18 protein-coding genes and 1 tRNA gene are annotated in these 16,848 nt (G+C 64.1%); 8 read left to right on the top strand and 11 right to left on the bottom strand.

The genetic code is table 11. The features are described from left to right. Nucleotides 1-2 precede the first annotated feature (2 nt). Nucleotides 3-2,303 (top strand): arylsulfatase, encoded by a 2,301-nt coding sequence (locus M2333_RS05035; RefSeq protein ID WP_264611040.1) that lies wholly within the window; start codon nt 3-5, stop codon nt 2,301-2,303. A 70-nt stretch (nt 2,304-2,373) separates the two neighbouring features. Continuing rightward, a complete protein-coding gene (locus M2333_RS05030) occupies nt 2,374-3,954 on the top strand; it encodes a sulfatase (protein ID WP_264611039.1) in 1,581 nt (526 codons plus the stop codon). Nucleotides 3,955-4,179: 225 nt separating this feature from the next. On the opposite strand, the gene M2333_RS05025 is transcribed toward M2333_RS05030, so the two are convergent. Next, nucleotides 4,180-4,998, bottom strand: coding sequence for a WecB/TagA/CpsF family glycosyltransferase (locus tag M2333_RS05025; RefSeq protein WP_264611038.1), 819 nt, complete (start codon nt 4,996-4,998; stop codon nt 4,180-4,182). Nucleotides 4,999-5,175: 177 nt separating this feature from the next. Between M2333_RS05025 and M2333_RS05020 the strand changes: the two genes are divergently transcribed. Continuing rightward, nucleotides 5,176-5,252 (top strand) — tRNA-Arg (locus tag M2333_RS05020). Nucleotides 5,253-5,266: 14 nt separating this feature from the next. Here the strand turns inward: M2333_RS05020 and M2333_RS05015 are convergent. From M2333_RS05015 to M2333_RS05000, 4 genes are all read right to left on the bottom strand, one after another. Beyond that, complete coding sequence (locus M2333_RS05015; protein WP_264594449.1) at nt 5,267-5,752, bottom strand: DUF1178 family protein; 486 nt, start codon at nt 5,750-5,752, stop codon at nt 5,267-5,269. Beyond that, the gene (locus M2333_RS05010) at nt 5,749-6,573 is read right to left on the bottom strand and encodes a carbon-nitrogen hydrolase family protein (protein ID WP_264611037.1); all 825 of its coding nucleotides are present in this window, start codon (nt 6,571-6,573) and stop codon (nt 5,749-5,751) included. Before M2333_RS05010 ends, M2333_RS05015 begins: the two co-directional genes overlap by 4 nt. Nucleotides 6,574-6,587: 14 nt before the next feature. Further along, entirely contained in the window at nt 6,588-6,845 is a 258-nt protein-coding gene (grxC, locus tag M2333_RS05005; RefSeq protein ID WP_264575745.1) for a glutaredoxin 3, read from the bottom strand. 61 nt (nt 6,846-6,906) lie between these two features. After that, complete coding sequence (locus tag M2333_RS05000) at nt 6,907-7,665, bottom strand: ComF family protein (RefSeq protein ID WP_264611036.1); 759 nt, start codon at nt 7,663-7,665, stop codon at nt 6,907-6,909. A gap of 43 nt (nt 7,666-7,708) precedes the next feature. On the opposite strand from M2333_RS05000, the gene M2333_RS04995 reads away from it, so the two are divergent. Further along, on the top strand, nt 7,709-8,569 hold the full coding sequence (locus tag M2333_RS04995; protein WP_264611035.1) for a class I SAM-dependent methyltransferase: 861 nt from the start codon (nt 7,709-7,711) through the stop codon (nt 8,567-8,569). Between the two features lie 3 nt (nt 8,570-8,572). Here the strand turns inward: M2333_RS04995 and M2333_RS04990 are convergent, their stop codons facing one another. Further along, entirely contained in the window at nt 8,573-8,983 is a 411-nt protein-coding gene (locus tag M2333_RS04990; RefSeq protein WP_264611034.1) for a (deoxy)nucleoside triphosphate pyrophosphohydrolase, read from the bottom strand. 91 nt (nt 8,984-9,074) lie between these two features. On the opposite strand from M2333_RS04990, the gene M2333_RS04985 reads away from it, so the two are divergent. Together M2333_RS04985 and M2333_RS04980 are read left to right on the top strand one after the other, a co-directional pair. Beyond that, nucleotides 9,075-9,245 (top strand): Flp family type IVb pilin, encoded by a 171-nt coding sequence (locus M2333_RS04985; protein WP_264611033.1) that lies wholly within the window; start codon nt 9,075-9,077, stop codon nt 9,243-9,245. 128 nt (nt 9,246-9,373) lie between these two features. After that, nucleotides 9,374-9,586 (top strand): Flp family type IVb pilin, encoded by a 213-nt coding sequence (locus M2333_RS04980; RefSeq protein ID WP_264611032.1) that lies wholly within the window; start codon nt 9,374-9,376, stop codon nt 9,584-9,586. Between the two features lie 79 nt (nt 9,587-9,665). On the opposite strand, the gene M2333_RS04975 is transcribed toward M2333_RS04980, so the two are convergent. From M2333_RS04975 to M2333_RS04955, 5 genes are all read right to left on the bottom strand, one after another. Further along, on the bottom strand, nt 9,666-11,147 hold the full coding sequence (locus M2333_RS04975) for a M48 family metalloprotease (RefSeq protein WP_264611031.1): 1,482 nt from the start codon (nt 11,145-11,147) through the stop codon (nt 9,666-9,668). Nucleotides 11,148-11,238: 91 nt separating this feature from the next. Beyond that, nucleotides 11,239-12,183: an acetyl-CoA carboxylase carboxyltransferase subunit alpha gene (locus tag M2333_RS04970; RefSeq protein ID WP_264611030.1), complete on the bottom strand. Its 945-nt coding sequence runs from the start codon at nt 12,181-12,183 to the stop codon at nt 11,239-11,241. Between the two features lie 9 nt (nt 12,184-12,192). Then, nucleotides 12,193-13,122 (bottom strand): tyrosine recombinase, encoded by a 930-nt coding sequence (locus tag M2333_RS04965; RefSeq protein ID WP_264611029.1) that lies wholly within the window; start codon nt 13,120-13,122, stop codon nt 12,193-12,195. After that, the gene (locus M2333_RS04960) at nt 13,122-14,900 is read right to left on the bottom strand and encodes a hypothetical protein (protein WP_264611028.1); all 1,779 of its coding nucleotides are present in this window, start codon (nt 14,898-14,900) and stop codon (nt 13,122-13,124) included. The genes M2333_RS04965 and M2333_RS04960 overlap by 1 nt, the downstream gene beginning before the upstream one ends. A 9-nt stretch (nt 14,901-14,909) precedes the next feature. Then, nucleotides 14,910-15,101 (bottom strand): hypothetical protein, encoded by a 192-nt coding sequence (locus M2333_RS04955; RefSeq protein WP_181559713.1) that lies wholly within the window; start codon nt 15,099-15,101, stop codon nt 14,910-14,912. Between the two features lie 96 nt (nt 15,102-15,197). Between M2333_RS04955 and M2333_RS04950 the strand changes: the two genes are divergently transcribed. Next, a complete protein-coding gene (locus M2333_RS04950) occupies nt 15,198-15,752 on the top strand; it encodes a shikimate kinase (protein WP_181559714.1) in 555 nt (184 codons plus the stop codon). Next, nucleotides 15,749-16,846 carry a 3-dehydroquinate synthase gene (gene aroB / locus M2333_RS04945; RefSeq protein ID WP_264570347.1) on the top strand — a complete coding sequence of 366 codons (1,098 nt, stop codon included), beginning with the start codon at nt 15,749-15,751 and terminating at the stop codon, nt 16,844-16,846. The genes M2333_RS04950 and aroB overlap by 4 nt, the downstream gene beginning before the upstream one ends. Nucleotides 16,847-16,848: the final 2 nt, after the last annotated feature.

Below are 16,848 nucleotides of genomic sequence, written 5' to 3'. Positions count from 1 at the left end.
TCATGCCCATGAAATCCCGTATCGCCCGCATCGCAGGATCGACGGCGCTCTCGCTCCTGGTTCTGGCCCACGCCGGCGCAGCGATGGCGAAAGAGCCCGCAGATCGCACGCAAGCGCCGGAATGGCGCTATTATCCGAAGGCACCGAGCGCCCCCAAGGGCGCGCCGAATGTGCTGCTGATCATGACCGACGATGTGGGCTTCGGGTCAGCAAGCACCTTCGGCGGCCTGATCCCGACGCCCACATTCGACGCCCTTGCCAAGCGGGGCCTGCGGTACAATGAGTTCCACACGACCGCCATGTGCTCGCCCACCCGCGCGGCTCTCCTCACCGGTCGAAATGCCCATGCCGTCGCCTCGGGCTCGATCACCAATGTCGCCATCGATGAGCCGGGCTATACCTCTGTCATGCCCAAAAGCGCGGCGACCATCGCACGGGTGCTGCGCGACAATGGCTATGACACGGCGTTCTTCGGCAAGAACCACAATACACCGGTCTGGGAGACCGGGCCGATGGGCCCCTTCGATCGCTGGCCCAACGGGATGGGCTTCGACTATTTCTACGGGTTCAATGCCGCCGCCAGCGACCAGTTTCGTCCCGAGCTGATCGAAAACCGCAATGCCATCGAGCCCCCCAAGGATGGCGATTACATTTTCGACAAGGACATGACCAACCATCTGGTGGACTGGTTGCGGGTGAAGTGGAGCCAGAAGCCCGACAATCCCTTCTTTGTCTATCTCTCCCCCGGCACCATGCACTCGCCGCATCAGGCGCCGGCAGAATGGATCGCGCGTTTCAAGGGGCGTTTCGACATGGGCTGGGATGTCATGCGCCAGCAGATCTTCGACCGGCAGAAGCAGTCAGGCACGATCCCGGCCAATGCGGTTCTGACGCCCCGGCCCGATGCGGTGCCGGCCTGGGACAGCCTCAGTCCGGAGGCCAAGCGGACCTATGCCCATCAGATGGAGGTGGCGGCCGCGCAGCTTGCCTATTTCGATGACCAGCTGGGCCGGGTGATCCGCGAGATCGAGGCCAATGGCCAGCTCGACAACACCATGATCATCTATCTGCAGGGCGACAATGGCGCCAGCATGGATAGCCGGCGCGGCGCGGTGCAGGAGTTGCAGAGCCTGATCGGGATTGAGCCCACCGAAGCGGAACTGATCGAAACATCGGACCAGAACGGAACCCCGCATAGCTACTCGAACTACAATGCCGGCTGGGCATGGGCGCAGAACGCCCCCTTTCCCTGGGGCAAGCAGATCGCCTCGCATCTCGGCGGCTTGCGCGATGGGCTGGTCATCAGCTGGCCCCAGCGCATCAAGGCGACCGGGCAGGTCCGTAGCCAGTTCCACCATGTGATCGATATCGCGCCGACGATCTATGAGGCAGCCGGCGTCGTGCCGCCGGCGGAGGTTGATGGCGTGCAGCAGCAGCCGATCGACGGCGTCAGCATGGTCTATAGCTTTGGCAATGCGACCGCGCCCTCCACCCGCCGCGCGCAATATTTCGAGATGCTGGGCAATCGCTCCTATTACAAGGATGGCTGGCTGGCCTCGACCACGCCGCCCCGCGCGCCCTTCGACCGGTCTACCACCCCGCTGGACCCGTCGACGTTCAAGTGGGAGCTCTACAACCTCACGCAGGATTACTCGCAGTCGCGCGATTTGGCCGCTCAGCATCCCCAGAAGCTGGCCGAATTGCAGAAGGATTTTGAGGAGGCAGCACGGCGCTATCAGGTCAATCCGATCCAGGCTGACCTGATCGGGCGTGTGGGGGCGGGGAAGCGGCCCTCGCTCGTCGATGGTCGCAACCAGTTCACTTATTATCCTGGGCCAACCCGTTATCCGCAGGGGACGTTCCCGGCCCTCGCCATGGACTGGACCATGCGCGCCGCGATCACCACCGCGAGCACGAATGCGAAAGGGCCAATCGTGATCATCGGCGATGAGGCCGGGGGCGGGGGGCTGATCATGCAGGATGGTCGCCCCACCTATCTCTACAACCCGAGCGGGCGGGAAGCCGAACGCGTGCGGCTGGAGGGCGAGCCAGTCTCCGTTGGGCGGCATGATGTCAGCATCTCGGTCACGGCCGCGCCCAAGGTCGGCCCCCGCGCCGCGACGATCGCCATGATCGTAGATGGCAAGGTGGTGCAGTCGCAGGACGTCGCAGTTTATTATCCGCTGCGGGGCAGCGGTGTGATTGGCCGGTACAATGTCCGCACCCTGCTGGAGAACATGGCCGAGCCGGTCATGTCCGAACTCGCGATCGACCGCGTCACCTTCGAGAAATCAGCCAAGTGAACTGAGAGGGAGGGGGCGCGCGGCCAGCTGCCGCCTCCCTTATCCTGGCCGAATCTAGGATAACAAGCGCATGAAAACATTCGTCAAAGTCTCGGCAGCCGCTTTCAAGGCCACCACAAGCGCGCTGGGCCTCTCGCTGATGCTGTGGGCACAACCCGGCGTCGCGCGAACCGAAGATGCGCCCAAGGCCCGACCGAACATCGTCCTCGTCATCCTGGACGATGTGGGCGTTGACGCGGTGTCCGACATGTATCCTGGAATGATCGATCGTCTCGTGGCGCAGTACGGACCGTCCGGGCTCAATCATCCCAATTACCGCGCGATCAAGGGGCGTCCGGCCTCCACGCCGGTTCTCGATCGTCTGGCGGGGGAGGGGCGCACTTTCACCAACGCCTGGGCGCAGCCCTTCTGCTCACCGACCCGCGCATCCATGCTCACGGGCCTCTATGCCCACAACACGGGCCTGCGGGATTATGAGGACTGGCTGTCGCAAACGCAGCATTCCTTCGTGGAGGATCTGCAGGCCGCCGGCTACACATCCGCGGTGTTCGGCAAATGGCACATGGCTGGCCTTAACCAATATCCCGGCCTGAAGCCCAAGGAAGCCGGTTTCGCGCTGTTCGAAGGCAATCTAAACGGGGCGATCACCGACTACTGGCATCATGATTATCAAGTGCAGGATTCTGCCAGCCCTGACTCGGAATGGCGAACCGAGCCGGCGCCGGTCCGCTCACTGCCAGGCATCGCGCCGACCAGTTTCGAGCCGGTCGTGCGGGCCGCCGACACGCTCAACTGGATCAAGCGCAACCAGGCTGAAGCGCCCGACAAGCCGTGGTTCGCCTGGCTCGCCTTCAACATGGTCCATATCACGGCAGGACCGCAGCCATCCTTCGTGCCGAACGCAGATACGCTCGATGCCAAGTCTCGCGCCGAGATTGAGGCGTGTGGCGGAAAGTTCGGCACCACCGAGCTCGGCAACTGCTCCCCGCCGGCCCTGAACCGGTCCTGGGTCAATTCGACCGATACGGTCCTCGGGATATTCCTCAAGGAGCTCAAGAAGCTCAGCCCGGAAACCTATGTGATCATTCTGGGCGATAACGGCACGCCCATGTATGGCCGCCCGGCGGTCGATTTCATCGACAATATGTACCTGACGGCCAAGGGCAGGGCCAAGGGCACCGGTTATGAAAGTGGCATGCGCGTTCCGCTGGTGATGCTGGGGCCGGACATCACGCCGGGCTATAGCGATGCGCTGACTCACGTCGTCGATATCTACTCGACCGTCCTCGATCTGGCGCATGTGGCCAAACCGCAGCAGGTTCCCAATCGCGCCGGGGACATGATTCCGCTGGACTCGGTGTCTCTCGCGCCTGTCCTCTTCGACGGAAAGGACAGCGTCCGTGACGAGGAGAAAGACTTCATCATATCCGAAACCGTAATCCCTCTGAAAGACAGGGAGCGGCAGGTCGCCATCCGCAACAAGCGCTATAAGCTGCTGTATATCAAGTCAGAAACGGGCAATCCCTCCTGCGCTTATTACGACCTCGCGAACGACCCGCTGGAAGAGTTTCCGATATCCAAAGCCGAGGTCGGCAGCCTGTTCGACGGGAGCATGAAGGGACTGAACATATCCTGTCAGGGCGGATCCTGATAATTTTGGCAGGCGTGCAGGATGACAGAATTTCGTCCTGCACGTTACCGCACTTGTCCGAAACCGCTTGGAGCGAGCGGACGCCCGACACGCGGGCATGACGGAATGGAACGGATCGGTTCAGATCGTCCCGGCGCGCGTGGGGGCAGAGCGTACCAACTCGTGAAGCGAACCCCACCGCCCTGGCGCAAGTTCGATAATATATATTATGTTAAATCTATGCCGTCAGCCAGCAGTGGGTTGATCATCACGACCACCGATACCCGGCCCGTTATATCGCCCTAACCTGTCCTTCGTGATCAGCCAGAAAAATTCCAGATTGCGGGCATAGCGCATGGCGTAGCGTCGTGGGTCGGATACGACGCGGTGAAACCATTCGAGACCGAGCTTGCGCATCCATACCGGCGCGCGCTTCACGACTTGCGCTTCGTAGTCAATTGTGGCGCCTACGCCCATGAAAAGCTTGACGCCTGGCATGCGGTGTTTGTGGCGACTGATCCAGATTTCCTGCTTCGGGGCCCCCAAACCCACCACCAGGCATGTCGCGCCTGAGCGGTTGATCATGTCGATCGCTGCGTCGCACTCGGCTGGGTCGTCGACGAAATTCATGGACGGACCATGCGCGCCCACGACGATTTGGCGCCCGGCCAAGCGATTGATCCGCTCCTGGGCCGCCTGAGCGACGCCCGGCTTCGCGCCGAGCAGGAACATCGTGACCTCGGGATTGTCGGCATGGTAGCGCCAGTATGCCGGCACGATGTCCGAGCCGCATGCTTTCTTCATCGGGCCTCGACCAGTGAAGACCACGCCAGCCTTTACATATTTGCTGTCGCAAGAGATGACGGTCGCGGCCGAATAGGCTTCGCGGAAGGCGGCATTGCGCTGGAGTTGATACAGGTGATCGACATTGGCGGTGAAGAGAACATCGTCATTCAGATTGGCGACAATTTCTTCGACTGACAGGTCATCGAGCCAGATGTTCAGCAGCCTGACTTTGCGCCACGTTTGGCCATTGGAGCGCTGGATTGTCCGGATATCCGTCATTCTGTTCCGCATTCGGGGATCTGAGGGAGCTTCCTCTTATAGATGGATATTGGGTTTGAAATGGTTAATCGCAGAGCATAACGGTTTTGCGAGGGCCGCCTTCGTTGGGCGCTCATGCGCGGTCCTGACAGCTTCCCGCATTGACGGGCGCGCTTCGCGGTCATACTCGGGCAGTGGGCGCCCGTAGCTCAGCAGGATAGAGCATCAGATTCCTAATCTGGGGGCCACAGGTTCGAATCCTGTCGGGCGCACCACCCTCCAGCGGCAATCAGTTGACCTGATCGGGCGGGGCGATCGGGATTAGCAATGGAGCGACGGGCAGCCCCTCTTCCAGCATCTCGCGGGTTTCCCTGACGTTGGCCGTCCCATGGATCAAGCGGCTCTCCGTTTCGCCATAATGCATCGCGCGGGCCTTGTCCGCAAAACGTTCGCCAACCCATTCAGATTGCCCGATCATTTCTGATTGAGCTTGAGCCAGCTCTGTCATCAACGCACCGATCCGCTCGGCATCCGCCTTGGACATAACTGGAATGGCACCCGCGCCCCCCGGCATGGCGAGATCGGTGCGACTCGATGTTCTCTGGTTACCCTTGGCCGCCACGGCGGGAGCCATCACCGCTTTCTCGATCCTGTCATCCCCGCAGGTGGGACACAGCAACAGCCCCCCTCCCCGCTGGGTTTCGTAGTCTGCGGATGACCGGAACCACACTTCGAAGACATGATGGTGGCCGCATTTGAGATCGAAGGAAATCACGACAAAACAACGTCCTGAATAGACTTTCTATGAGCCAGTACCGGGATTTTCGAGCGGACCTCGGCAATGCGATCAAGGTCAAGGTCCGCGAAATACAGCCCCGACGCCTCCCCCGCATCGAGCAGTACTGTGCCCCAAGGGTCGATGACCAGACTGTGCCCGTAGGTCCGCCGACCATCCTCATGCAGCCCGCATTGGGCGCTCGCAATGACGAAGGCGGCGGATTCTATGGCGCGGGCACGCAGCAGCACATGCCAGTGCGCCTCGCCCGTCGGCACGGTGAAGGCGGCGGGCACGGAGATGATGTCCGCCCCGGCATTGCTCAGCGCACGGAAAAGGTCAGGAAAGCGCAGGTCGTAACAGATCGTGAGGCCGATCCCGCCCCACGGCGTTTGCACCAGAACCGCCTCGTGGCCGCTCTGGTACACGCTGGACTCGCGCCAGCGCTCGCCGCTCGGCAGATCAACGTCGAACAGGTGGATCTTGTCATAGCGCGCGCGGATCTCGCCGGCGGCGTCGATGACAAAGCCGCGGTTGAAACGTTTGCCGGTTTCCGGATCGCGCAGAGCCAGCGATCCGAGATGCACCCACAAGCCCGAAGCCTGCGCGGCCTCACGGACGGCGCGGAGCGTCTCATCCTCATCCTCAGTCGCCAGCGCGGCTTCTGATCGGGCGCGATCCTGATCAAGCAGGCCACTCATTTCAGGTGTGAAAAGCATCGCAGCGCCATCAGCCGCAGCGTCCTGCACCGCCGTGACCAGCGTCTCCCGATTGCGGACCGGATCGATGCCGGCATTCATCTGCAAAATGGCAACGCGCACGGCGATAGCCTGGGTCAGGCGTTCAGCAACGAGTCGAGCTTGCCGCTCCGTTCGAGCGCCATCAGATCATCGCTGCCGCCAATATGCTGGCCGTCGATGAAGATTTGCGGAAAAGTGGCGCGGCCATTGGCGCGCTCGATCATCTCGGCGCGCTTCTCGCCGCCCATGGTCAGATCATATTCCTCGAAGTCGACGCCTTTCTCCCGCAGCAGCGCCGTTGCCCGCGCGCAATATCCGCAAAAGGCTCGCGTGTAGATTTCGACATGCGCCATGCGTGGCTGTTTCCCTTGTGATAAGTCTCAAGACCGGATGTCGTGCGCATGGAAACGAATGTCAATGTTCGCCCATGCCCACCCGCGTCCAGCACAGCACCTCGATCCGCCGCGCGCCCGCAGACCGCAGCACGCGCGCGCAGGCGCTCGCGGTGGCCCCGGTCGTCCAGATATCGTCGATCAGGATCACATGGCGGCCCGCCAAACGCGCCGCCGCTCCGGGGGCGAGCGCGAAGGCGCCTTTCACGATCTTTTGTCGCTCCCGCCGGCTCAGCAAATGGAGCGGCGGCGTGGCCTTCACGCGGTGCAAAAGCTCCGGCTCCAGCACGCCGCCGGTCCGGCGGGCGATATGGCGGGCAATCAGCGCGGACTGATTGAATCCGCGTGACCAGAGTCGCCAGCGATGCAGCGGGACGGGCAGGAAGAGGGGTGGATCGGCTGATCCTGCGGCTTCGTCTTGCGCGACCAGTCGCGTCATATGCTCCGCCATGACCCGCCCGAGGCTGAGCCGCCGCCCGTATTTCAGGCGATGGGCCACGGTTCGTGCAATCTCGCCATAGGTCATGACGGCGCGCGCGCGTTCATAGGGCGGTGGCACGGAGAGGCAGGCCCCGCACGTCATGTCCCCGCCGACCGGACCCGGCAGGTCGACCCCGCATGTCGCGCAGATCGGCTCGCCGATAAAATCGATGGACAGCCAACAGTCCGCGCAGAACGTCCCCACCGCGCCGACCACGACACCGCAGCCGGGGCATCGCGGCGGCAGCGCATAATCGAGCAGGGGTGCGAGTGCAGCCTGCAAAATCGTCCGAACGGCCATAAGCGGCTTGTTCCACGCAGCGGGAGTCGGCACAAGCCCGGCCATGACTGTCCCGGTGATCTTCAACGAGGCTTTGCGGGCCCAGCGCCGCGACCGCGCTGCCGGGAATTTCGCAGCGCATGACTTTCTTTACGCCGCGATGGCCGACGCCATGCTGGAACGACTGGATGACGTGACGCGTGCCTTCGAGTCCGCACTCATCATCGGCTGCCCGGACCGCCGCCTGGTCGATGCCCTCGCTGCGCGGGGTTGCTCGGTAACGGCGGCCGATCCGGGCGCGCGGTTCGCGCAGGCCTGCGGTGGCGACATTATTCGGGAGGATGCCCTCCCCTACCCGCCGGAACGCTTCGACCTCATCCTGTGCTGCGGCACGCTCGATACGATCAACGACCTGCCGGGCGCGCTGATTGCGCTGCACCGCGCGTTGCGGCCCGATGGTTTGCTCCTCCTGACGATGATCGGCGCGGGATCGCTGGCGCGGCTCAAGGCGGCGCTGCTGGCGGCTGACGGGGAGCGGCCTGCCCAGCGCATCCATCCGCAGATCGACGTCCGCGCGCTCGGTGATCTGCTCGCCCGTGCCGGCTTCACCATGCCGGTGGCGGATAGCGACAGTCTGGACGTGCGCTATGGCTCGATCTTCAGCCTGATGGCAGATCTGCGCGGCATGGGCGCGGCGCAGTGCCTCGCCTCGCCGCCGCCGCCGCTGACGCGCGCAGGGCTGTCGCTGGCAGCGGCGCACTTCGCGCAGGCCGCTGACCCGGATGGGCGGACGCGGGAACGCTTCGTAGTCCTGCATGGCAGCGGATGGGCGCCCGATCCCGACCAGCCTCGCCCTGCAAGGCGTGGCAGCGCCACGGTGTCGCTGGCGGAGGCTTTGCGCCCCTCCCGCGCCACCGAGACTTAGGCGCTAGAGCAGCGCGTCCAGTATCGCTACGAGCGGGGCGTCCGCGGGGGGCATGTCGAGCGCGAACAACTGGTGGGTGTGGAGCCAGCGGCTGTCCGGCGCTTCTGTCGGCTGAACGACGCCCTGCCATTTGCGGCAGACGTACAGCAGAAGCAGCAGCGGACGCTCCCCGATCATGCCGGTCGCGAAGCTCGCCGGCGCGAGGCAGGCGGTTTGGGTCTCGATCGTGAGTTCTTCGCGCAGCTCGCGGATCAGCGCTGCTTCGGGGGTTTCATCGGGCTCGACCTTGCCGCCGGGAAACTCCCACAAGCCGCCCATGGCCTTGTCGTGCGGACGCTGCTGCACGAACACCCGGCCTTGCGCATCCACCAGCGCCGCGGCGACGACGACCAGTGGCGGTTTGCTTCGGTTCATTCCGGTCATGCTCGGGCGATCATCCTACAAATTGTTAACGGCTTGCGCTTTACACCGCGTTGGACCGACATCTGCTTTCAGGAAAACCCTCGTGCGGGCCTTCATCCACAGCCTTTTCGCATCCCAAAAAGGCGCCACTGCCGTCGAATATGGGTTGATCCTCTCCCTGATCGTGCTGGCGCTCGTCACAGGCGTATCGCACCTTGGTTCAGCGACGACCCGCACCTGGAATGAAGTATCGAACGAAGTGACCAGCCATTAACCACCATTTTTTTACAACTGGGCCCTAGGTTAGGAATTTGGAAATCAATCCGCCGTATCGGTAGCCTGCTTGCTGACCCCATTCAGTGGCCGGGTGTGATTGATACCAAGGAATTGAGGAGACATCCTATGAAGACCCTTCGCAAGTTGTTCAAGAACGACAAGGGCGCGACCGCCATCGAATATGGCCTGATCGCAGCCCTGATCGCCGTCGCCGCCATCGCCGGCATGAGCGCCATTGGCGGAAGCCTCGGCAACACGTTTAATGGTGTATCTGATAAACTGGATACGTCCGGTGCGAGTGGAGCGCAGACTCCGGCCCCCGCCCCATCCAATCCCTGAGGCAGTTTCGACGACTCCCTCATAGGAACGGGTGGCGACCTCGCGGTTGCCACCCGTTTTTTATTATCAAGCCCGGCGCTTAGTAGGTCACAATCTTGACCCGACTGCCGGTGGACAAGGCGGTGTTAGACGACAATCCGTTCAGCACCAGGAACCGCTCGACCTTGTAATCGTCGAACGCCATGCGGCCGGCGAGTGTCTGGACGGTATCGCCCTGGCGCACCGTCACCAGTTGCAAGCGACGCGGCTTGATCGCCGCCGCCTCCTTGTCCGTCATGCGCGTCACGGAGTTGATCAGCGTGGAGAGCGATCCCAGTCCCCGCCCCGCCGGCGTGACCGTAATGAAGTGATAGGCCGTGGACGGTCCGAACTGATAGGCAACCACCGTCACGTCGAGCCGTGTCCCCTGGCTGTTGGCCATGCTGGCCGAGCCCGACGCGACCGGCAGGCCGTTGATGGTGGTGCGCTGGACGCGGATGTCCGGCGCCTGTCCCTGCCCTGCCAGCTGATTGAAGACCGACTGGACGTAGCCGTCGAGATCGCCATTGAACTGCGCCATCGAGAATTGCGCCTGACCGGATTGGCCGACTACGGCCACGGCGCTGGCGCCGTTCTGGATCGAGAAGCCCTGCGGCGCCGTGAACTTGAGCTTCATCACCGGATGCAGGAACTGATTGCCCTGCACAATCCCATCCTTGGGATCGTCGCCGTAGATCATGCCGCCCAGCTGATTGAGGAATACGTCGCGGTTGCGCAGCGTGTTGGTGGAGCGGGTCGCCTGCGCATTGGTGAGCGCGCGGCGAACGCGGGAGGCGGGATCGGGGTGTGTGCTGGCCCATTCGGGCACCGCCGTGCCCTGACCGCGCACCTGCCCATCGAGCGTGTTCTGCGCGGCCAGCGAGGCGAGCATGGAGGACAGCGCCTTGGGGTCGTAGCCCGCGCTCGCGAGATATCGGATTCCCAGATCGTCCGCTTCATATTCCTGCGAGCGGGAGAATTTGAGGGTCAGCAATTGCGTGCCCGTGCCGATGCCGCGTTGCAGGAGCTGGCCCAGCCCAGAATCGCCCGCAACAGCGCCAACCAGCACCTGACCCAGCACGCCGAGGATCGAATTGCGCGTGGCTGCGCTCTGGCGGCGCTGGCCGTGCTGGGCTGCGACGTGGCCGACTTCGTGACCAAGGACGCCCGCCAGCTCGGCTTCGTCATTCATGAGTGCCAGCAACTGGCGAGTTACATAGACATAGCCGCCGGGGATCGCGAACGCGTTATTCACCGATGAATTGAGCAGGCTGATCGTAAAATCATTCTGCTGGTTCGACAGGCTCGACTGGACTGCGATGCGTTTGCCGACGCTGGTCACATAGGTGGCCTGCGGACCGTTATAGACCCCGCCGAATTCCGCCAGAAGCTCCGGATGCGCCTTGGCGCCCTGCTGGCGCTCGGACTGGCTCATCGAGGTCGCCGTGCGGATACCGCCCTGCTGTGCCTCGCTCGATTGCGTGGTTGCGCAGCCTGCCACGAGGGCGCCGCTCAACCACAGCATCAGATATTTGCGGCCCATGGCCTCCCCTTCTCATTCAGGTCTATTTTGCGACGAACCGAAAATAGACAGACGTTGAGGGAATGCAAATCGCCTTGGGCTGTTCCCGTTGTCAGGCGCCCATGGCCAGAAACTTCTGTGCTCGCTGCGTGCGCAGCACATTCGAATCTTGGCTGGCGAGGGCACCAAGCTCTTCCAGAATTGCGCCCTTGAGGCTCCCGATGGCCGAGTCGGGCGCACGATGAGCACCGCCCACCGGCTCCGGAACGATCCGGTCGATCACCCCCAGGCTGGCGAGCTGCTGCGCGGTGACCTGCATCGCCTGCGCCGCGTCCGCCGCCTTGTCGGCAGTCCGCCAGAGGATGGAGGCACAACCCTCAGGCGAGATCACAGAATAGATCGCATGTTCGAACATCAGCACGCGATTAGCAGACGCCAGCGCCACGGCGCCGCCCGATCCGCCCTCGCCGACCACGGCCGCCACCAGCGGCACGCCGAGCGTGAGGCAGGCCTCGGTCGCACGCGCGATTGCCTCGGCCTGACCGCGTTCTTCGGCCTGCACACCGGGAAAGGCGCCTGAGGTGTCGACCAGCGTTACCACGGGCAGGCCGAACCGATCGGCCAGCTGCATCAGCCGGATCGCCTTGCGATAGCCATCCGGCATGCCCATGCCGAAATTATGCTTCACCCGGCTGGCGGTATCATTGCCCTTCTCATGGCCGATCAGCATCACCTTGCGGCCCTCGATGGTCGCAAAGCCGCCCTGAATGGCCTGATCGTCGGCAAAGGCGCGGTCGCCAGCGAGCGGCATGAAGTCGCTGCACATGCCCTCGACGAAATCGCGGAAGTGCGGCCGCTGGGCATGGCGCGCGACCTGCGTCTTCTGCCAGGGCGTCAACCGCGCGTAGAGATCCCCGAGCATCGCCGTCGAGCGCTGCTGCAGCTTTTCGACCTCCGCATCGATATCGATGGAATCATTGTCCGCCGTCTCGCGCAATTCGTCGATCCGGGCCTGGAGTGCCGCTACCGGCTTCTCAAAGTCGAGATAACTGATCATGCTCGCGCGCTATACGCCGCGTCGCTTGAGGTCAACGAGCGGATGGCGTGCGTTAACGAGGGCGACCAGTCGCGCGGCGTCGACATGGGTGTAAATCTGCGTCGTGGCGATGTCGGCATGGCCCAGCATCGCCTGCAATGCGCGCAGGTCTGCACCCCCTTCCAGCAGATGGGTCGCGAAGGCATGACGCAGAACATGCGGGCTAACCCGCGCCGGATCGATACCAGCCTCGGCGGCCAAAGCGCGCACCAGCTGGAAGAGGCGCACGCGGCTCAAATAGGATTTGCCTGATGGGAAGAGCCAGGCACTGTCCTCCGGCACATGCGCCCGCCAAGCGGCCACGGCCGCGCGCGCCCGGTCGGAGATCGGCACGAGCCGCTCGCGCCCGCCCTTACCCCGCAGGATGAGAAAGGGGCGATCGGTCGCCATGGCCTTGGCCGGCAACGAAACCACTTCGGTCGCACGCAGCCCGGAACCGTAGAGCAACTCGATCAGCGCCGCGAGCCGTAGGTCGAGCGGATTGACCGGCACGCGCGCAATCCGTTCGGCGATGACCGCAAAAATCGCATCGACATCCTGATGAGACAGTATTTTGGGGAGCGGACGCTGCAGGCTGGGCCTTGCCAGACTCGCGGCGGGATTGTCAGCCCGGACCGCCTCTGCCTCCAGAAAAGCGAAGAAACCTCGTAGCGCCGAAAGTTTGCGCGCGACCGTCGATGTCGCGAGATCTCGCCATGATGCAGCCAGCGAGGTGAGCCGGGTAGCGTCCGCATGTGCCAACCCCTGGCAGCGCACCGCGGCGTCTTCGAGATCGGTTCGATAGGCGAGCAATGTGTTGCGCGAGGCGCCGCGCTCGGCCGCCATCATGGTGAGATAGCGGCTGATCAGCGTGGCATCGCGCGAACCGACGACCGACTCGCGCTCGTCCGCACCGGCCATCAGAGCCGGGCCATCGCCTCGGCGCCGATCATCCGCGCATAAGCCTCAAGACCGACAGCGTTCAGGCTCGATACGATGTAATAGAGCTGCTCGGGCGTCATGTTGCGCCAGTTGAGGCTCTGCATCCCGACGCCCGCCAGCAGCGCTACCGTGCCCTGTTCCCGACGTGCCGCCGCCGCAACGATCGCCCGGACCCATGGACGCCGCGAGGACAGGTTGACCCCGGCATCCTGCAAGAGCTGCGCCCGCTCGCCAGCGGGCAGACGATTGAGCCCGCCCAGCACGGCGACGAGACTATGACCACGCAACTTGTCTTCTGCCTCATCGGCGTCGACAAATGCGGCGATACGATTTGCGGACAGATCCACCGCCGCATCGGGCAGGCCAGTCGCCAACAGGGCCCAGCTGCGCTGCTGTGCGTCACCGTCCAGCCCCTCGATCACGCTGCGCCAGCGCGCGGCACTCCGATCATAGCCGCCTGTGAGCATGGCGGCGATCAGCCAGGGCGTATCCTCGCCCGCTTCCGCGTAGACCGGCAGCGCCGCCGCCGCGCGCGCGACAGCGGGCAACGCGCCATAGTAAACGCCACCCGGCCCGGCACTCCAGCCACCTGACGGCTGGGCCTGCCAGAAATCGCGCATCGCGGAAATTCGCGTGCCAGTATCGCCCGAGCCATAGGCCGTCCGCAACCAGTCGACGCGATCATTCGCGGTAGCCTCGGCGGACTCGTCCTCTGCCAAGGCAGCGAAGAAGCCCAATGTTGCGGCGCCTGAGAAAACGCCCAGCTGTGAGGCGACTCCTACGCCGGCCAAACGATCCATCGGCGACAGATTGGCCGCGCGAGCCTGCCAGGCGAGCACCTGCGGCCCGGCTGTCTGGAACAGCGCTGGCGGAATGGCGACATTGGTTGCCGTGGCCAGACCATAGCGCCATGTCGTAAGCTGGCTCACGCCATCCCACTCGATCTTCACCGAGCGGCGGCTGTTCGGCCCGGCGCCGACCACCTTTTCGGCAAGCCGGTAATCGATGCCCCGGGCGATGCCGCGCCGCTGCGCCTGGCTGAGCAACGCGCTCGCCGTGCCCTGATCTGCCGAGAACGACGCGCAGATGGCCTGCGCCATGAACCAGCCCGGCTCGTCGCTCATATCCCGCGCGCGTGGCAGCAGCGGGCAGAAGCCGGCGGGATCAGCGGTAGCAAGTTGCACCTGCATCGCCACGGAATAGAGCCGGCGGCTATACTGATCGGCATCGACCTGCTGAATCAGCAGGCGCGCATTATCCGCCTCGCCCATGCGCAGCAGCAGCCATGCGCGCTCGGCGGCCCAGTCCGCGCCGTTGATATCCGACGGCGTGGTGAGCTGGGAGAGCAGCGCGCGGCGCATCAAAATGCTTGCCCAGCGGGACATGACCGGCGCGCGCATCGTGCGCATTACGCCGGCAAGGGCCTGCCCATTGCGTTGCCCGAAGGCGCTTTCGCCCAGGCCGCCCTGCGCCACCTTGAGCGGGCCGATCCGGTCCAGAGACCGGCGTGCGGACGGCGGCAAATCGTATTTCTCGGCGATTTCGTCGGCAGCCGTCTCGTTCACCGCCTCGTCGGCTGCCATGGCATTGGCGGCACGGTCGGTCACGGCGCCGGGCGGCAACAGCGGCGTGGGCGTCGGTGCGGCATCGCCAAATCCGGGCGGCAGCAGTGATTCAGGACCGCTCTGTGCCAGCACTGGGATGCTGAGCGCCAGCGCGCTCAACCCCGCCAGCAAGCCAATCTGTCTGCCTCGCACTGCCCTGCCCTAACCGGCAAGTTGCTCGGCGGAAACCGGCAGCTCGATCTCGGTGACGGGTCGTTCAGCGCCGTTCCACCAAGACAGCACGAGGAGCAGCACGATGACGACCAACAGAATGACGCCGATCAGCGACAGCGGATTGCGCGGACGGCGCGAGCGATAGGACTGTTGATAAGGGTCGCGGCGGCTGAGTTTCATGATGGGGGATCGGGCCTTACCGTTGCAGTGACATATGCCTGATGGCGTTCGAACGCCGTTGCCTCAGACGTTGGCGGCTGTATAGCCGCGCAGATCATGGGGCGAAACGATAAATATCGCGAAGAGGCCATCGCAGGGTCATCCGCAGGACCATCCATCGTCCTGGTGGGTCTGATGGGCGTGGGAAAGTCCACCATCGGCCGCCGCCTCGCAGCCCGGCTCAACCTGCCCTTTGTCGATGCCGACGACGAGATCGAGCGGGCGGCCGGGATGACCATTCAGGAAATCTTCGACACCTATGGCGAGCCGGCCTTTCGCGATGGCGAACGGCGCGTGATCGCTCGGCTGATCGACGGCGTGCCCAAGGTTGTCGCCACCGGTGGCGGCGCTTTCGTCAATGACGAGACGCGGGCGCTGATCCTCGCGCACGCCACGGCCGTCTGGCTGGATGCCGATATCGACATTCTCGTTGACCGTGTTTCCCGGCGCGATGGCCGCCCCCTGCTCAAGGGCCGTGAGCCGCGCGAAGTGCTCAAGAGCCTCGCTGCGGCGCGCACGCCCTTTTATCAGCAAGCCCCCATCCACATCAAAAGCTCGGACTCGCCGCATGAGGCGACCATCGACAAGATCGTGAAAGCGCTCAACCCATGACCACCGTCCCCGTTTCCCTTGGCGAGCGCAGCTATGATGTCCGCATCGAAGCAGGCCTGATGGAGCGCGCGGGCGAGGCGCTGGCGCCTTTTGCCAGCAGCCGATCCTTTCTAGTCGTGACGGATACGCATGTTGCGACGGCCCAATGGCCGCGCCTTGCGGCCGCGCTGGAGCGGGCCGGGCTGGCAGCCGAGTTGGTGACGCTTCCGGCGGGCGAATCCACCAAGAGCTGGCAGCATCTCGAAGCCCTGACCGACCGGATGATCGCCCATGGCATAGAACGGCGGGACCATGTGATTGCACTGGGCGGCGGAGTGATCGGCGATCTGGTCGGTTTCGCGGCATCCATCGTCAAGCGGGGCTGCAACTTCGTGCAGATCCCGACCACTTTGCTCTCCCAGGTGGATAGTTCGGTCGGCGGCAAGACCGCGATCAATAGCCGGGCAGGCAAGAACCTGCTGGGCGCCTTCCATCAGCCCTCACTGGTGCTGATCGACCCGGATACGCTCGACACGCTCGGCCCGCGCGAAGTGCGCGCCGGCTACGCCGAGGTGGTGAAATATGGCCTGATCGACGATGCCGAGTTTTTCGCATGGTGCGAGGCGAACGGCACGGCGCTGATGGCTGGCGACCCCGAGGCCCGCGCCCATGCCATTGCCCGCAGCGTCGCCGCCAAAGCCGCCATCGTCGCCGAGGATGAGCGCGAGACCAGCGGCCGCCGGGCGCTCCTCAACCTTGGCCACACGTTCGGCCATGCGCTGGAGGCGGAAACCGGCTTTTCGGATCGACTGCTGCATGGCGAGGGCGTCGCGGCGGGCATGGCCCTAGCCTTTGGATACTCCGTGCGGCGCGGCGAATGCCCGCCCGAGGATGCAGAGCGGGTCGTTGCGCATCTGCGCGCCGTCGGCCTGCCGGCGTCGCTGGCGGATGCGGGCGTGTCCGCGTCCGGCGCGCGGCTCGTCGAGCATATGCTGCATGACAAGAAGATGAGCAGCGGCACCCTGCCCTTCCTGCTGGCCCGTGGCATCGGCAAGACCTATCTCGCCAAGGATGTCGATCTGGCGGACGTTGCCGCCTATCTCGACGGCGCCTGAAA

It is taken from the genome of Sphingobium sp. B11D3B, from assembly GCF_025961735.1.
Taxonomy (GTDB): domain Bacteria; phylum Pseudomonadota; class Alphaproteobacteria; order Sphingomonadales; family Sphingomonadaceae; genus Sphingobium.
Note: the sequence above shows the minus strand (reverse complement) of the source record. Positions and strands in the feature narration are given on the sequence as shown.

What these genes read in the sequence shown, in the direction of transcription:
- M2333_RS05035 (WP_264611040.1), top strand. Translation starts at nt 3, where the DNA reads ATGCCCATGAAATCCCGTATCGCCCGCATCGCAGGATCGACGGCGCTC.
- M2333_RS05030 (WP_264611039.1), top strand. Translation starts at nt 2,374, where the DNA reads ATGAAAACATTCGTCAAAGTCTCGGCAGCCGCTTTCAAGGCCACCACA.
- M2333_RS05025 (WP_264611038.1), bottom strand. Translation starts at nt 4,998, where the DNA reads ATGACGGATATCCGGACAATCCAGCGCTCCAATGGCCAAACGTGGCGC.
- grxC (WP_264575745.1), bottom strand. Translation starts at nt 6,845, where the DNA reads ATGGCGCATGTCGAAATCTACACGCGAGCCTTTTGCGGATATTGCGCG.
- M2333_RS05000 (WP_264611036.1), bottom strand. Translation starts at nt 7,665, where the DNA reads ATGGCCGTTCGGACGATTTTGCAGGCTGCACTCGCACCCCTGCTCGAT.
- M2333_RS04995 (WP_264611035.1), top strand. Translation starts at nt 7,709, where the DNA reads ATGACTGTCCCGGTGATCTTCAACGAGGCTTTGCGGGCCCAGCGCCGC.
- M2333_RS04990 (WP_264611034.1), bottom strand. Translation starts at nt 8,983, where the DNA reads ATGAACCGAAGCAAACCGCCACTGGTCGTCGTCGCCGCGGCGCTGGTG.
- M2333_RS04980 (WP_264611032.1), top strand. Translation starts at nt 9,374, where the DNA reads ATGAAGACCCTTCGCAAGTTGTTCAAGAACGACAAGGGCGCGACCGCC.
- M2333_RS04975 (WP_264611031.1), bottom strand. Translation starts at nt 11,147, where the DNA reads ATGGGCCGCAAATATCTGATGCTGTGGTTGAGCGGCGCCCTCGTGGCA.
- M2333_RS04970 (WP_264611030.1), bottom strand. Translation starts at nt 12,183, where the DNA reads ATGATCAGTTATCTCGACTTTGAGAAGCCGGTAGCGGCACTCCAGGCC.
- M2333_RS04965 (WP_264611029.1), bottom strand. Translation starts at nt 13,122, where the DNA reads ATGGCCGGTGCGGACGAGCGCGAGTCGGTCGTCGGTTCGCGCGATGCC.
- M2333_RS04955 (WP_181559713.1), bottom strand. Translation starts at nt 15,101, where the DNA reads ATGAAACTCAGCCGCCGCGACCCTTATCAACAGTCCTATCGCTCGCGC.
- M2333_RS04950 (WP_181559714.1), top strand. Translation starts at nt 15,198, where the DNA reads ATGGGGCGAAACGATAAATATCGCGAAGAGGCCATCGCAGGGTCATCC.
- aroB (WP_264570347.1), top strand. Translation starts at nt 15,749, where the DNA reads ATGACCACCGTCCCCGTTTCCCTTGGCGAGCGCAGCTATGATGTCCGC.